The organism is Pedobacter cryophilus, from assembly GCF_005116455.1.
GTDB classification, from domain to species: domain Bacteria; phylum Bacteroidota; class Bacteroidia; order Sphingobacteriales; family Sphingobacteriaceae; genus Pseudopedobacter; species Pseudopedobacter cryophilum.
Genome location: NZ_SWBP01000001.1, coordinates 267,851 through 282,745 on the forward strand (window position 1 = coordinate 267,851; position 14,895 = coordinate 282,745).

Below are 14,895 nucleotides of genomic sequence, written 5' to 3' on the forward strand. Positions count from 1 at the left end.
AATTATCCGTATTTAGATATTAGATTTTTTGTGATTTCAATCATCAAATCAAAACTAAAAGGCTTGGTAATAAAATCATCAGCCCCCATTTTCATGATCTTCTCTCTATCGTGAGCATTTCTGGATGTGGTGAGAATAACAACAGGAATGTCTTTAGTTTTATTGCTCTTTTTAATTAAACTCAAAAGCTCTAAGCCATTAATTTTTGGCATATTTAAGTCTAATATCAGCAATGAAGGATAACCTGATAAACCATCAACTTCATCTTCATTAATTTTTAATAAAACTTTTTCTCCATCCTCAAAAAAACTTAACGTTTCTAGATAATGATTTTCTTCAAAAGCTTCCTTAATAATTAGCCTATCGTCAGGATCATCTTCTGCTATCCAAATAGATCTTTTCATCATTCTTGATTATTTATTATTGGTTTACAGGTAATATGATGGTGAACATAGTCCCTTCGTTTTGTTTACTATTAACTTTAATAATTCCATTATGTTTCTCAACAATTTTCTTACAAACAGCTAATCCAATACCGGTTCCCTGGTATTCATTTCTGGTATGCAATCTTTGAAAAAGTTCGAATATTTTTTCAGAATATTGTTGGTCAAATCCAATTCCGTTATCTTTTACTGTTATTCTGCAGTAATCTTTATTTTGCTCTAATTGCTCTTCGTTAAAGGCATCTCCTCTTAATATTTCCGATTTAATTTCCACTAAAGGTGGCACTCCTTCATTAGTAAACTTTACTGCATTACTAATTAAATTTTGGAATAACTGCCTAATTTGACCTGGAATTGCACAAATACTGTGGTTAACCATTAAATCTATTGTAGCGTTTTTCTTCTCAATAGTAAATTCTAAGTCTTCAATAATTTTTTGAAGTTGATCATGCAAATCTACTTCCACATAACCTTCATCCGTACGGGTTACTCTTGAGAAAGTGAGCAAATCATCAATAAGGGTTTGCATCCTTTCAGATGCGCTTTGCATTCTTTTAATATAATCTAAACCTTCATCGGCAATATTGCTGCTAAATTTAGTTTGCAATCTATCGCCAAAAGCTCTAATTTTTCTTAGTGGTTCTTGCAAATCATGTGATGCTACATAAGCAAACTGCTCTAAGTCTTGGTTAGATCTGTTTAATTCTTCTACTTTAGATTCTAAACTTTTTTGAACTTTTTTGATCTCTGTAATATCATGCATTACCACCATTACATTAAAAATATCTCCCGAAGCATTTCTTACTGGTTTAAAATCAATCATGAAAGTTTTCTCGTTTTCAAAATCTTTCTCAACTTGTAATTCTTCACCTTCAAAAGCTCTTTTTAAAATATCTTCATTTTGTTGAGCTTCTTCTGCCGAAAACATATCACTTAAAGGGATACCGGTGTACAGTTCGTTCTTAAAAGTAATGTTTTCTAAAATTGGGCCATCAAAAAGTATCAATTTGAAACTTCTATCGTACATTAATACTACAGAATCTGGCACATTGCTGGCAATAGTTTTATAAATACTTTCTGTTTTTTCTAATAATATAGCGGCATTTTTTAGCTCGGTAATATCTTGTAGGTTTCCTATAATTTTATTGATACTTTCATCTTTAGACAGGATTACTTTAGCCGTTAAATAAACATATCTTACTTCTTTATCTGGCCTAATAATGCGGTATTCTAAAGCAAAATTCTTCTTGCTCTCGGCTATTTTTTGTTGAAGTTTCTCACACCTTTCTAAATCATCAGGATGAACTAATTTTTTATAAAACTGAAAAGTAAGGTTAATCGAATTAGGTTCATATCCATGAATCCTGAACAACTCATCCGACCAAAAAATATGATCTACTCCATTAAACCATTCAAAACTTCCGTTATGAGCAATAGACTCTGCTTCTTTTAATAAAACTTCATTTTGACTTAATTTTTGTGTGGTTTCTTTTAGTTCAGAAATATCTAAACAAGTACCAATAATCTTTTTATCAGAAGCAATATATCTGCACTGTGCTAAAATGTATCTTCTTTCTCCGTTAACCCATAAAACCTCATACTCTGTATTAAAAGAAGTTTGATTGGTAATGGCATTTTCTAACATTTGCTTATACTCCGCCCTGTAATCGGGGATAATCATGTTATACATCAATTCTAAACTTGGAGATATAGAATTAGGCATGTAACCAAATATTTTATAAAGTGCATCAGAAAAATTTATTTCCTTGGTTTCTACATCCAAATCCCAACTCCCCATATTGGCTAATTTTTCTGCATGTTGTAATAAACTTTGTCTTCTTTCTAAATCTTCTTGTACTTTTTCTTTTGCCCTTATTTCCTCATCTAACATCATATTCATTTGATGTTGTTTGGCAATATTTCTAGAGTAGTTTAAGCTGATTCCAATTAAAGGAACCACATAGGCTACTAGCTTTAAAAACTGGGCAAAGTTATATTCAATATCAAAATTCTTAAAAAATATAGCCATGTGTATATTTGAGAAGATGGCTGGTATCATGCTTAAAATAAGCATTTGAAAGAAAATACCCTGATAAATTTTTAATACTTTAGGCATCGCTAAGCCTCCCCAAACCAAATAAATAAGGATACTTAATAACTCAAAAGGATGTGTGAAAAAAGAATCTCTTTGGATAATACTTTCGGGAATTTCTTTTACTTTAATTACGTAAACAATTAAAAACAACGTGATTACTAAAAATGATATCCCTAATGTTTTAACTAATTTAACTTTTTGCTTATCAGATTTTATATACTCTGGCCTGGTATTTAAAATAAATATGGTACCTGCCAATAACAACACCGCATGGAGCAACCTACTGATAAACCAACTGTAATAAATAGCTTCATCTAAACCTAATTTAACATGTAACGCACCAAGCACAATAAGAAGGTGAACCATATCAAATATGGCACTACAAACCAGTATTAAACCTATTACTGGTGCTGCAATATTTTTTTTAACCTTAAAATCTATAAGTGTGAGTATGCAAGTAAAAATACCTACGGCGATACTAAAAATGATCCAGATGGTAGTAAAAGTTCTACCAAGAATAAGCTCTGTAGAAATACTTTGATTTATTTTTGAAAACGAGATGAGCTTGTATTCATCATAAATAATTTCAACGCCCAACAACGATAATAAAGTTGGAGTAATACATACTATAAAAATGGCCCAAAAATATCCCATAGGGATGTTGAATCCATTATTTTTTTTCCCTATAGGAATTGCACTTATTGCCACCTTATTAAGTTAGGTTTAATTGTTATTCTAAATTAATTGCTTTCATTTTATTGTAAAGCGTTTTTCTATCAATATTTAAGAGCTGTGCTGCTTTGGTTTTATTAAAATTCACCTCTTTTAAAACCTTCAAAATAGTTTCATATTCTGCTTCAAGAGCAGCGTTTTTTAAATCTAATTTTCTCTCTTTAATATGGCCATTTGTAGAAATATCCATGGCGTTTTCAAAAGCAGAAACTTTAGAATGTGTAGAAATCTCTAATGGCAATGCTTTACTTTGTATAAAATCTCCTTCACTTAAAAGAACAGCTCTTCTTAACACGTTTTTTAGCTCTCTAACGTTTCCTGGCCAAGGATAAGTTAGAAAACACTCTTCCACTTCGGCAGAAAATCCTTTAACTTCTTTATCTAATTCTTTATTTGCTGAAAAAAGAAAGTACTCTGCAAAAATCATAATATCCTTTCCTCTTTCTCTTAGCGGTGGCATATAAATACCAAACTCATTAAATCTGTGATATAAATCTTCTCTAAATCTTCCTTTTGTAATGGCATCTATTAAGTTTTCATTAGTTGCAACAATTATTCTTACATCTAAATCTATTTCTTTGGTAGAACCAATTCGTTTTACTTTTCTTTCTTGTACTGTTCTTAAAAGTGCCGCCTGAATCTCGTAAGAAAGATTTCCAACCTCATCTAAAAACAAGGTACCTCCGTTAGCCATTTCAAAATGACCAATTTTGGTGTACAATGCTCCGGTGAACGACCCTTTCTCGTGACCAAAAAACTCTGAACCTGCTAATTCCTTGGTGAGCGAGCCACAATCCATAGCAACAAAAGGTTTATCTCTTCTAGGGCTTTTAAGATGGATACTTTTAGCTACCGACTCTTTACCGGTACCGCTTTCTCCAATTAAAATTACGCTGTAGTTGGTTGGCGCAACCAAATCAATTTGTCTAATTAATTCTTTAGCTGCCGGGCTTTGTCCAATAACGTAATCTTCTTGCTCAAAAGAAGCTTTTTTTGCTTCTCTGTTTTTGGGTAAATCTGAGGTAGACTTTGGCTTGTCCATCTCTTCATTTAAGGCTTGCTGAGTTTCTATAGCCTTATTAATAGTATTTAGAATTTCATCTGGATAAAGTGGCTTAGTGATATAATCATAAGCACCCATTTTAATAAGTTCTACCGCAAGCTTAATATCTGAATAACCTGTAATAATAATCACACCGGTTCTTGGATATAATAACTTAATTCTTTTCAGAATTTCTCGTCCATCAGTATCTTCTAATCTGAAATCACATAAAACAAGGTTAAAACTCTCGTTACCTAATATCTCAAATGCGGTTGCCCCAGATGTTGCTGTCTTTACTTCAAAGCCATTTCTTGATAAAAACTTAGAAAGAAGCAAGCCAATATTTACTTCATCATCAACAATCAGAATTCTTTTCATGAATATAATTTGTGTTTAAACAGTTTTGCTGTTTAAAAGCATGAAGCGAATATAAATATTTATTTTAAACGGGAAAAACATTCCACACAATTAACTTTTGATTAAAATTAAATCTATAAAATAAACTTAATCTCTTTCAAAAGTAGATTTACGCTTCTCTAAAAATGCAGAAACCCCTTCTTTGAAATCTTTGTTGCCAAAACACTTTCCAAATTCTTCAATTTCTACGGTAAAACCGTTTTGATTTTTGTCTAAAGAGGCATTTACAGCAACTATTGCTGCGCTAATTGCTTTTGGAGAACGACTTAAAATCTTGCTCATCATTTCTTCGCAGCTCAACATTAAATTTTCTTGTGCCACTACTTTATTTACCAAGCCACAAACAAGGGCTTGTTCACCATCAATCATATCTGCGGTGAGTATCATTTCCATGGCTTTGCCTTTTCCTACCAGTTCTGTTAACCTTTGTGTGCCACCATAACCAGGTATTAAACCCAAAGTTACTTCGGGCAAACCCATTTTAGCATTTTCTGAAGCTATTCTGATATGACAAGCTAAAGCTAATTCCAGACCTCCGCCCAAAGCGAAACCATTAATTGCGGCTATTACAGGCTTTGCGCTATTTGCAATTACGTCAAAAACTTTATGATGCCCTTCTTGCGAAAGCATTTTCCCTTCCTCCTCATTAAATAACGCAAATTCAGAAATATCAGCCCCAGCCACAAAAGCCTTTTCACCAGCTCCGGTAATGATAATCCCGCCAACGGTAGCATCTATTTGGGCGCCTGAGATTGCAAAATGCAATTCGGCCAAGGTTGCTTTATTTAAAGCATTAAGCCTATTTTCTCTATTAATTACAATGAAAAGAATTTCATTACTAATGTTTAATAAAAGGTTTTCGTAAGTCATGATAAAATTTTTAGAAATTTCTATTTTCGTATGCCCAATCATTGATATAATTTACAATATCTGTTGTTGGTGTGCCTGGTGTAAAGAGTTTACCCACACCTATATTGGTTAAAGCTTCGCTGTCTTTATCAGGAATTATGCCTCCTCCAGTAACCAAAACATCATCCATTTCTTTTTCTTTAAGGAGCTGCATAATGCGAGGAAAAACCGTCATGTGTGCGCCAGAAAGTATGGAAACGCCAATAGCATCTACGTCTTCTTGTAAAGCGGTATTTACTACCATTTCTGGTGTTTGCCTTAAACCGGTGTAAATCACTTCCATACCTGCATCACGTAATGAGGTAGCAATAATTTTTGCGCCTCTATCATGCCCATCTAAACCTACTTTTGCGACCAAAACACGTACCGGACGATTCAATTTTTTTTCCATCTGTTTAAGCTTTTACTGAATTGGTTATTTTGGTAAAAGTACTAAGAAAAATTCTTTTGCTGCATTTGCAATAGCTTTGATTTTAAATGGGATATTAAACAATAAAGCATGCCGCTTTTATTAAATTGTAGTGTATCTTCATTTATGTTTAGTACGCTAAAAATCTTTAAATTTTTTGTGTTTTTTGTCTTTTACGGTTTAATGATTACCAATGTGAGGGCAATTTCTTTAAAAGACTTTCTATTGATTAAAAGTTATTCTGTTGAACAAAAATCTTTAATTACAACAGCTTTTAAACATCCTGATTTTTTAATTGGCGACCAGCTAATAGATTTAGACTCCAAAAGTTTTATAATAACAGGTGCTGATAAGCTTCAACTAAATATTTATTTAAGTGGGATAAATAATAAGCATTTTATTCATTTTGACACTAATTTTGAAGGTGCAACCACTCAGAAACAACTTTTAGCATTTACTAATTTTCAAAAAATCAAAGCCATTAACTTCTGTTACCAAGGTTTGTATTCATCGGCTATAGCTAATTATAATTCTGCGTTATCAGGTTTTAAAATTTTAAAAGACACACAAAACATGGCTTCAACGAGTGCTAATTTAGCTCGCTTATATTTTTTAAAACGTGATTTTACACAATCGGGAGCGCATAATAAAACGGCAATAACTTATTACAGTTTGCTAAAAATTAAGAATCAACAAATAAACGGTCTAATTTTTAAAGCACATCTAGCTTTATTAAATGGCGACTTTAAAACTGCTGAAAATTTAATCCTAAAAAATGTATTATTGTTGGGGGTTAACAAAATAAATGAACAGAAATGCTATCTTGAATTAGGAAAAATATATTTAAAAAGCAAAAGATATACCGAAGCAAAATGGTTTTTTATCCAATCTTTAACCTTAGCAGAAAAACTAAATTCTAAATCATCCAAAATACAATCTTTACTACTTTTAGCTCGGGTTAAAAACATTATCAAAGATCATTCGTTAGCATTGAAAGATCTTAATATTGTAAAAATGTTACTAGATAAATCATCTGAGAGTTATAAACAAGATCTGGATTTTGAAATGGCTCAGACTTATTCTTACCTTCAAAACCGAAGCGGAAAGAAATAAAGATTTAAATAAAAAATAAAAACCTAAATCATACTTTTGCGCCCAATTACAACTTGATAAAGTGAGTTTTTATTAAAAAAATTACTTTATCATCAACAAAAAACAAACATGTATATTATAACCTTTTTTATCGGTCACTGGTTCCTTTCTTTATTTGTTCAAACCTTTTTCTTACATCGCTACGCTTCTCATAAAATGTTTAGCTTAAACAGTTTTTGGTATAAGTTTTTCTACGTTTTAACTTATGTTGGTCAGGGTGCATCATATCTAAAACCAAAAGCTTATGCTATAATGCACAGGATGCACCATGCTTTTAGTGATACTGAAAAAGATCCTCACTCTCCTCATTTTTTTGAAGATGTTTTTCAAATGATGTGGAACACAAGAGGAATGTACGTGATTTACGAAAAAGATTTACAGCAACCAGAACCACAATTTAGAGGCGAATATGCTGAATGGAAACTTGTAGATAAAATGGGGACTTCCATGACATCAAGAATTTTATTTAGTGTGGCTTACGTAGCTTTTTACGTTGTTTTTGCAACCCAATGGTGGATGTGGTTATTCTTGCCTTTCCATTTTGTGATGGGACCATTGCATGGTGCTATTGTAAATTGGTGCGGACATAAGTATGGCTATTCTAACTTTGATAATCAGGATAAATCAAAAAACACTACCCCGTTTGATTTTTTAATGCTTGGTGAGTTATTTCAAAACAACCATCATAAGTTTCCAAACAGCCCAAATTTTGGTAAAAAATGGTTTGAGATAGACCCTGTTTATCCAATTATGAAGGTTTTAAGCTGGTTAAGAATTATAAAATTTAGAAAAGTACAGTCTTAAAATACACCACCTAAGTGTAGTGAGAACACCTTTTATGTTAATTAAATATTATTTATACAATTATATGTTGTAATTAATAAAAATAATATGCTCTTTTGCGGAAGAAAACAGGTATAACTACCTGATAGCTAAAGAAAATGAAACAAAATAATTTACATACAGAAAAAAGCAATTCATCAAATTACGGTGACGCATTTTCTATGGTTATTTGTTTACCTTCTTCAAGAATAATCTCTTTACGACGACGACCCCTATTTATTCCCAGATTTTGATTAATCTGAGAATAAAATTCTAAAACCAAAAAGGTCATTTTCAATGGCTTACGTCAATTAACAATTCCATTTAATTAAAAATATGTGGTTTTAAAAGCCACTCTCTATCAATGCATACTCCAAATTTTAATATACTGGTTGCAGGATTACAACATGTAAACTTTGCAGAAACCATTTGTGATGAAATGGCTGTATCTGCCAAAGCAAGAGGCACAGGTATTGCTAAACGTTCACCAGAATATATTTCTAACAAAATGCTAGAAGGAAAGGCCGTAATTGCGCTTCATAAAGATGGCACATGGGCTGGGTTTTGTTATATCGAAACCTGGAGTCATGGAGATTTTGTAGCTAACTCCGGTTTAATTGTAAACCCAATTTATAGAAAAGCAGGTTTAGCAAAGGCTATTAAAACCAAAATATTTGAACTTTCTCGCCAAAAATACCCCGACTCGAAAATATTTGGTTTAACCACTGGTTTAGCGGTAATGAAAATTAACTCTGATTTAGGTTATGAACCCGTTACTTATTCAGAATTAACTCAAGATGAAAATTTTTGGAAAGGTTGCCAAAGCTGTGTGAATTACGATATTTTAATGAGCAAGGGCAGACAAAATTGTATGTGTACGGCTATGCTTTATGATCCGGCAGAGAAAAAAATTGAAGAGGAAGAACGTTTTACAAAAATCGCTAAAAAGGCAAATTTATTAAAACGATTAGAAGCTAAAATTCGCAGTTTCACCAAAATTGTAGCAGTTAGTTTAACAAATTAAATTTTATTGATTAATGATTATGCGATTGCAAGGTCTCATATCTCACATCTCATCCCGGTAGCTTATCGGGACTCATATCTGATAATAATGAAAAAGAAAGTAGTTTTAGCTTTTAGTGGAGGATTAGATACCTCATTTTGCTGTATTTATTTAACCAAAGATTTAGACCTAGAAGTCCATTCTGTAATTGTAAATACCGGTGGTTTTTCTGAAGAGGAATTAAAACAAATTGAAGAAAGAGCTTACAGTTTAGGCGTAACCTCACATCATGCTGTTGATGCCGTTAAAGGATATTATGACAATTGTTTAAAATATTTGGTTTTTGGAAACGTATTAAAAAACAATACCTACCCACTTTCTGTGAGTGCCGAAAGAGTAACCCAAGCTACTGCAATTGCAAATTATGCTAAAAAAATTGATGCTGATTTTGTTGCTCACGGAAGTACCGGAGCAGGGAATGACCAGGTTAGGTTTGATATGATTTTCAATATTTTGGTTCCAAAAGTGGGTATCATCACTCCTATTAGAGATTTAAAATTAAGCAGAGAAGCAGAGATTGAATATTTACACAAACATGGTGTAGAAATCAACGCAGAAAAAGCTAAATACTCTATCAATAAAGGAATTTGGGGCACATCAGTTGGTGGTAAAGAAACTTTAACCTCTAACGGAATGCTTCCTGAAGAAGCTTGGCCAACTCAAGTCACTAAATCAGAACCAGAAAATGTTGAATTAGAGTTTGTTAAAGGCGAGTTAGTAGGCCTGAATGGCGCATCTTATAGCCACCCAACAGAAGCGATACAAGCATTACAAGAAATTGCTGCACCTTTTGGTGTGGGCAGAGATATTCATATTGGTGATACTATTATAGGAATTAAAGGAAGAGTAGGTTTTGAAGCGGCAGCTCCAATGGTAATTATTAAAGCTCACCACGCTTTAGAAAAACATACTTTAACCAAATGGCAATTAAGCTGGAAAGACCAATTATCTATGTTTTATGGAAATTGGATGCATGAAGGTCAGTTTCATGACCCTATTATGCGTGATATTGAAGCTTTTTTAAGTAACAGTCAAAAAACAGTAAGCGGAAAAGTTTTCATCCAATTAATGCCTTATCGTTTTGTTGTAATAGGTATTGAATCTGAACATGATTTGATGAGTAGTAAATTTGGAAGCTATGGAGAAATGAATGAAGGATATACCGGAGATGATGTAAAAGGTTTCTCTAAAATATTTGGAAATCAAGTATCTATTTGGCACAAAGTAAACCCCCAAACCCCCTAAAAGGGGCTTTCCTACGAGTAGGAATTAAAAAATTTGAAATTATGAGTAATAATTTAAATAAAGAATTGCAAAGTAATGCCCGCTCAAGGGGCTTGGGGGTGGGAATTATAGGTGGAGCAGGTTATACAGGTGGTGAGTTACTAAGAATCCTAATTAACCATCCGAATGTTGAAATTGCATTTATTCATAGCAACAGCAATGCTGGAAACCTAATTTCTGATGTACATACTGATTTATTAGGAGACACTGATTTAAAATTTACAGATCAGCTTTCGCAGGATATTGATGTTCTTTTCCTTTGTGTAGGACATGGAGATGCCAGAAAGTTTTTAGAAGCAAATCCAATAAGTGATACTATTAAAATCATTGATTTATCTCAGGATTTTAGACTAAATCAAAAATCGGAAATTGGAAATCGGAAATTCATCTACGGTTTACCCGAACTCCATAAAGAAGCCATTAAAACCGCTCAAAACATTGCTAATCCAGGTTGTTTTGCTACTTGCATTCAAATGGCTTTATTACCGCTAGCTAAAGCTGGATTATTAAATGCAGAAGTTCATATTTCTGCTACCACTGGTTCTACAGGTGCCGGACAAAAACCCGGCTCAACTACTCATTTTAGCTGGAGAAATAATAACCTATCGGTTTATAAAGCTTTTGAACATCAGCATTTGAATGAAATCGGCGAAAGCTTAATACAACTACAAGCCGATTTCTCTAAAGAAATTAATTTTATTCCTTACCGTGGAGATTTTGCTCGTGGGATTATGGCATCATCTTATATAGAATCTGATTTAACTATAGAAGAAGCAGAAAAACTATATACAGACTTTTACGCCGAACATCCTTTTACTCATATCAGCAAGCAAAATATAGATTTAAAGCAGGTAGTAAATACCAATAAATGTTTAATCCATTTAGAAAAGCATGGTAATAAATTGTTGATTTTATCCATCATCGATAATCTATTAAAAGGTGCATCCGGGCAGGCAGTGCAGAATATGAATTTGATGTTTGGGTTGGAAGAAATGGCGGGATTAAGGTTGAAAGCTTCTTATTTTTAGCCTCACCCTAACCCTCTCCAAAGGAGAGGGAACACTGGGCGCAGACTTTAAAAAAACAGTAAGATTTTCAGATTTAAAAAATCTCAAAACAAATTAAATAAGTATTAAAAATTTATAAGAACTCCCTCTCCCTTGGAGAGGGCTGGGATGAGGCAATTATGAAACTATTCGACGTATATCCAATCAACCATATAAACATTGTTAAAGGCAAAGGAAGCCAGGTTTGGGATAATAATGGGCAAGAATATTTAGACTTATATGGAGGTCACGCCGTGATTTCTATTGGTCATACTCATCCACATTATGTAAAAAGGCTAAAAGACCAATTGGGTCAAATAGGATTTTACTCTAACTCTATTGAAATTCCTATTCAAGTAGAATTAGCTAAAAAATTAGGCGAAATATCTGGTAAAGAAGATTTTCAGCTTTTCCTTTGCAACTCGGGTGCAGAAGCAAATGAAAATGCGCTTAAGTTGGCTTCGTTTGCTAATGGAAGAAAGAAAATTATTGCTTTCACTAAATCTTTTCATGGTAGAACTTCTTTAGCCGTTGCAGTTACAGATAATCCTAAAATTATAGCTCCGGTTAATGAGAATCCAAATATTATTTTTCTTCCTTTTAATGATATTGAAGCTTTAAAAAACGTTTTTGAAGACGAAGGAGAAGAAATTTGTGCTGTAATTATAGAAGGCATTCAAGGTGTAGGTGGAATTAGGGTAGCAAGTGAAGAATTTTTAAAAACCATTCGTATGCTTTGTGATGAAAACGGAGCTTATTTTATTGCCGATTCTGTACAATGTGGTTACGGTAGAAGCGGTAAATTTTATGCTCATGATTTTTCTGAAGTGGATGCAGATATTTATTGCATGGCTAAAGGAATGGGCAATGGCTTCCCAATTGGTGCAATTAGCATCAGCCCGAAATTAAAACCTTGGCATGGAATGCTAGGAACCACTTTTGGAGGAAACCATTTGGCTTGTGCAGCAGCTTTAGCAGTTTTAGAAGTAATAGAACAAGACAACTTGATTAAAAATGCTGAAACAGTTGGAAATTACTTGATTACCGAACTTCAAAAATTTGATAAGATTATAGAAGTAAGAGGCAGAGGTTTAATGATAGGTATTGAATTACCAGAAGAATTAAGTCATGTTAAAAAAGACTTACTTTTTAAAGAACATATTTTTACCGGCGAAGCCAAACCCAATGTGATTAGGTTATTGCCTGCTTTAAATTTAACAATGGCTCATGCCGATAGGTTTTTGACTTCGCTGTCAAAGTTTGTTTAATGGCATTTAATTATATTTGTATATGACAGTAAAATATTTAATCTACGAAAAGGGGAATAAAACTGCAGTTCAAATGAGCCTAGAGGATTATCATGCACTTTTGGCAAGTGCAAATATTTTACCTGATTATGTAATTAATGGTATCAAAAAAGGTCAGGAAGAAGGGAAATTAGGCATGACCAAATCTACTGAGGAAGTGATGAATAAATACAAATCATGAAATTAGAAGTTCGTTGGTCACCTAATTTATGAAGTATTTGATAACTACATCCTTCTAGTTTTCTTCTGGGATAATCGACAACAACCTATTTTTTAAATCAATCTCATATAAATGAAATTATTCACTTCTGTAAATGATGTAACCGACATCAAAAAACTGGTTTCAGAAGCCATTTCAATGAAGAAAAATCCTTTTGCTGATGAACAACTGGGCAAACATAAAACTTTAGGTTTAATTTTTTTAAACCCGAGTTTGCGTACCCGTTTAAGCACTCAAAAAGCTGCCTTAAATTTAGGAATGCAGGTAATGGTAATGAATCTTGACAAAGAAGGTTGGGCTTTAGAAACCAGAGACGGCGTAATTATGAACGGCACAACGGTAGAACATATCAGAGAAGCTGCCGGTGTAATGGGCCAATATTGTGATGTTATCGGTTTCAGATCTTTTCCTGGTTTAATAAATAGAGAAGAAGATTATTCGGAAGGAATCTTTAATAAGTTTGTTAAATATTGTGGTGTTCCTGTCGTAAGTTTAGAATCAGCTACCCGTCATCCTTTACAAAGTTTGGCGGATTTAATCACCATAGAAGAATTAAAGAAAACGGCAAAACCTAAAGTGGTTTTAACGTGGGCACCTCACGTTAAACCTTTACCTCAAGCTGTTGCCAATTCTTTTGCTGAGTGGATGAATAAAGCCGATTATGATTTTGTAATCACCCATCCAAAAGGTTATGATTTAGCCCCGGAGTTTGTAGGAAATGCAAGAGTAACTAATAATCAGGATGAAGCTTTGGCTGGCGCCGATTTTGTGTACGTTAAAAATTGGTCGTCTTACAACGATTACGGGAAAATTTTATCTGACGGTGAAGGTTGGATGATGACTAATGAAAAGCTAAAACTCACCAACAACGCCAGTGTAATGCATTGTTTGCCCGTAAGAAGAGGTTTAGAACTTTCTCACGAAATTTTAGACGGTACAAATTCTTTAGTTTTAAATCAAGCGAATAACAGGGTTTGGGCAGCACAAGCTGTTTTGAAAAGGTGCCTCACCCAAACCCTCTCCAAAGGAGAGGGCTTACCTGAAATGAGAATAAAATGAGTGATAACAAAAATCAACTAAAAAAGGAAACACTTGGCTCCCTCTCCTTTGGAGAGGGCCGGGGTGAGGCTCTTTATATCATAAAAATAGGCGGAAATGTAATTGATGATTCTGAAAAATTACATCATTTTTTGAATGCTTTCGCCGATTTAAAAGGTTTTAAAATACTTGTTCATGGTGGCGGTAAAATGGCGACCAAATTAGGTGATGAAATGGGTATTGAAGCCCAAATGATTGATGGTAGAAGAATCACAGATATTGAAACTTTACGCATCGTAACCATGGTTTATGCGGGTCTAATCAACAAAAAATTGGTGGCACAACTACAGATGAATAGTTGCAATGCTATTGGTTTAAGTGGTGCAGATGGAAATATCATTACAGCAAAAAAAAGACCTATAAAAAAATTGACAGCCAAAGATGGAAGCATTAAAGAAATAGATTTTGGTTTTGTTGGCGATTTAGAAGAAAAATCTATCCACACTAAAAACCTTTCCATTTTAATTGATAACGGCTTTGTCCCTGTTTTTTCGGCAATTACTCATGATGGCGAAAGTCAGCTATTAAACACCAATGCAGATACCATTGCTTCGGTAATTGCAGTAGCCATGTCGGCTCATTATGAAACCTCATTGGTTTACTGTTTTGAGAAAAAAGGCGTTTTGATTGACGTTGATGATGAAAATTCTGTTATTAGAGAAATTAACCCTATCACTTACGAAGAATTAAAAACCACCGGAGTGATTACCGATGGAATGTTGCCTAAATTGCATAATGCTTTTGAGGCTATTAATAAAGGAGTAAAAGAAGTTTTTATTGGCAAAGCCGATGATTTAACCGACTTAAAAAACGGAACATTATTTGGCACACGATTAATGAAATAGTATTTTTTTTA

Annotated in this window: 14 protein-coding genes; 9 read left to right on the top strand and 5 right to left on the bottom strand. The window is 33.3% G+C overall.

Annotated features, from left to right (window positions below; translation table 11 throughout):
• Nucleotides 1-2 precede the first annotated feature (2 nt).
• The 5 genes from FA046_RS01155 to FA046_RS01175 form a co-directional block, all read right to left on the bottom strand.
• Complete coding sequence (locus tag FA046_RS01155; protein WP_136824529.1) at nt 3-407, bottom strand: response regulator; 405 nt, start codon at nt 405-407, stop codon at nt 3-5.
• A 13-nt stretch (nt 408-420) separates the two neighbouring features.
• Entirely contained in the window at nt 421-3,246 is a 2,826-nt protein-coding gene (locus FA046_RS01160; RefSeq protein ID WP_136824530.1) for a PAS domain-containing protein, read from the bottom strand.
• Nucleotides 3,247-3,268: 22 nt separating this feature from the next.
• Nucleotides 3,269-4,690: a sigma-54-dependent transcriptional regulator gene (locus FA046_RS01165; RefSeq protein ID WP_136824531.1), complete on the bottom strand. Its 1,422-nt coding sequence runs from the start codon at nt 4,688-4,690 to the stop codon at nt 3,269-3,271.
• A gap of 126 nt (nt 4,691-4,816) precedes the next feature.
• The gene (locus FA046_RS01170; protein WP_136824532.1) at nt 4,817-5,599 is read right to left on the bottom strand and encodes an enoyl-CoA hydratase/isomerase family protein; all 783 of its coding nucleotides are present in this window, start codon (nt 5,597-5,599) and stop codon (nt 4,817-4,819) included.
• Between the two features lie 10 nt (nt 5,600-5,609).
• Nucleotides 5,610-6,029, bottom strand: a complete 420-nt coding sequence (locus FA046_RS01175; protein ID WP_136824533.1) for a cobalamin B12-binding domain-containing protein — start codon at nt 6,027-6,029, stop codon at nt 5,610-5,612.
• A gap of 243 nt (nt 6,030-6,272) precedes the next feature.
• Between FA046_RS01175 and FA046_RS01180 the strand changes: the two genes are divergently transcribed.
• The 9 genes from FA046_RS01180 to argB all read left to right on the top strand — a co-directional run bounded on the left by FA046_RS01180 (nt 6,273) and on the right by argB (nt 14,884).
• Nucleotides 6,273-7,160, top strand: coding sequence for a tetratricopeptide repeat protein (locus tag FA046_RS01180; RefSeq protein WP_136824534.1), 888 nt, complete (start codon nt 6,273-6,275; stop codon nt 7,158-7,160).
• A gap of 108 nt (nt 7,161-7,268) precedes the next feature.
• A complete protein-coding gene (locus FA046_RS01185; RefSeq protein WP_136824535.1) occupies nt 7,269-8,003 on the top strand; it encodes an acyl-CoA desaturase in 735 nt (244 codons plus the stop codon).
• Nucleotides 8,004-8,385: 382 nt separating this feature from the next.
• The gene (locus FA046_RS01190; RefSeq protein WP_136824536.1) at nt 8,386-9,045 is read left to right on the top strand and encodes a GNAT family N-acetyltransferase; all 660 of its coding nucleotides are present in this window, start codon (nt 8,386-8,388) and stop codon (nt 9,043-9,045) included.
• Between the two features lie 87 nt (nt 9,046-9,132).
• The gene (gene argG / locus FA046_RS01195) at nt 9,133-10,329 is read left to right on the top strand and encodes an argininosuccinate synthase (RefSeq protein WP_205943586.1); all 1,197 of its coding nucleotides are present in this window, start codon (nt 9,133-9,135) and stop codon (nt 10,327-10,329) included.
• 41 nt (nt 10,330-10,370) lie between these two features.
• On the top strand, nt 10,371-11,396 hold the full coding sequence (gene argC / locus FA046_RS01200) for an N-acetyl-gamma-glutamyl-phosphate reductase (protein ID WP_136824537.1): 1,026 nt from the start codon (nt 10,371-10,373) through the stop codon (nt 11,394-11,396).
• A gap of 158 nt (nt 11,397-11,554) precedes the next feature.
• The gene (locus FA046_RS01205) at nt 11,555-12,682 is read left to right on the top strand and encodes an aspartate aminotransferase family protein (protein ID WP_136824538.1); all 1,128 of its coding nucleotides are present in this window, start codon (nt 11,555-11,557) and stop codon (nt 12,680-12,682) included.
• A gap of 73 nt (nt 12,683-12,755) precedes the next feature.
• The gene (locus tag FA046_RS17185) at nt 12,756-12,902 is read left to right on the top strand and encodes a hypothetical protein (RefSeq protein WP_169303280.1); all 147 of its coding nucleotides are present in this window, start codon (nt 12,756-12,758) and stop codon (nt 12,900-12,902) included.
• Nucleotides 12,903-13,013: 111 nt separating this feature from the next.
• Entirely contained in the window at nt 13,014-14,000 is a 987-nt protein-coding gene (locus FA046_RS01210; RefSeq protein WP_136824539.1) for a Rossmann-fold NAD(P)-binding domain-containing protein, read from the top strand.
• On the top strand, nt 13,997-14,884 hold the full coding sequence (gene argB, locus FA046_RS01215) for an acetylglutamate kinase (RefSeq protein WP_136824540.1): 888 nt from the start codon (nt 13,997-13,999) through the stop codon (nt 14,882-14,884). The genes FA046_RS01210 and argB overlap by 4 nt, the downstream gene beginning before the upstream one ends.
• The last annotated feature ends 11 nt before the right edge of the window (nt 14,885-14,895 follow it).

Excerpts from the sequence above, each read along its gene's own strand:
- FA046_RS01170 (WP_136824532.1), bottom strand. The coding sequence starts at position 5,599 with ATGACTTACGAAAACCTTTTATTAAACATTAGTAATGAAATTCTTTTC.
- FA046_RS01155 (WP_136824529.1), bottom strand. The coding sequence starts at position 407 with ATGATGAAAAGATCTATTTGGATAGCAGAAGATGATCCTGACGATAGG.
- argG (WP_205943586.1), top strand. The coding sequence starts at position 9,133 with ATGAAAAAGAAAGTAGTTTTAGCTTTTAGTGGAGGATTAGATACCTCA.
- FA046_RS01175 (WP_136824533.1), bottom strand. The coding sequence starts at position 6,029 with ATGGAAAAAAAATTGAATCGTCCGGTACGTGTTTTGGTCGCAAAAGTA.
- argB (WP_136824540.1), top strand. The coding sequence starts at position 13,997 with ATGAGTGATAACAAAAATCAACTAAAAAAGGAAACACTTGGCTCCCTC.
- FA046_RS01185 (WP_136824535.1), top strand. The coding sequence starts at position 7,269 with ATGTATATTATAACCTTTTTTATCGGTCACTGGTTCCTTTCTTTATTT.
- FA046_RS01190 (WP_136824536.1), top strand. The coding sequence starts at position 8,386 with ATGCATACTCCAAATTTTAATATACTGGTTGCAGGATTACAACATGTA.
- FA046_RS17185 (WP_169303280.1), top strand. The coding sequence starts at position 12,756 with ATGAGCCTAGAGGATTATCATGCACTTTTGGCAAGTGCAAATATTTTA.
- FA046_RS01205 (WP_136824538.1), top strand. The coding sequence starts at position 11,555 with ATGAAACTATTCGACGTATATCCAATCAACCATATAAACATTGTTAAA.
- FA046_RS01165 (WP_136824531.1), bottom strand. The coding sequence starts at position 4,690 with ATGAAAAGAATTCTGATTGTTGATGATGAAGTAAATATTGGCTTGCTT.
- argC (WP_136824537.1), top strand. The coding sequence starts at position 10,371 with ATGAGTAATAATTTAAATAAAGAATTGCAAAGTAATGCCCGCTCAAGG.
- FA046_RS01210 (WP_136824539.1), top strand. The coding sequence starts at position 13,014 with ATGAAATTATTCACTTCTGTAAATGATGTAACCGACATCAAAAAACTG.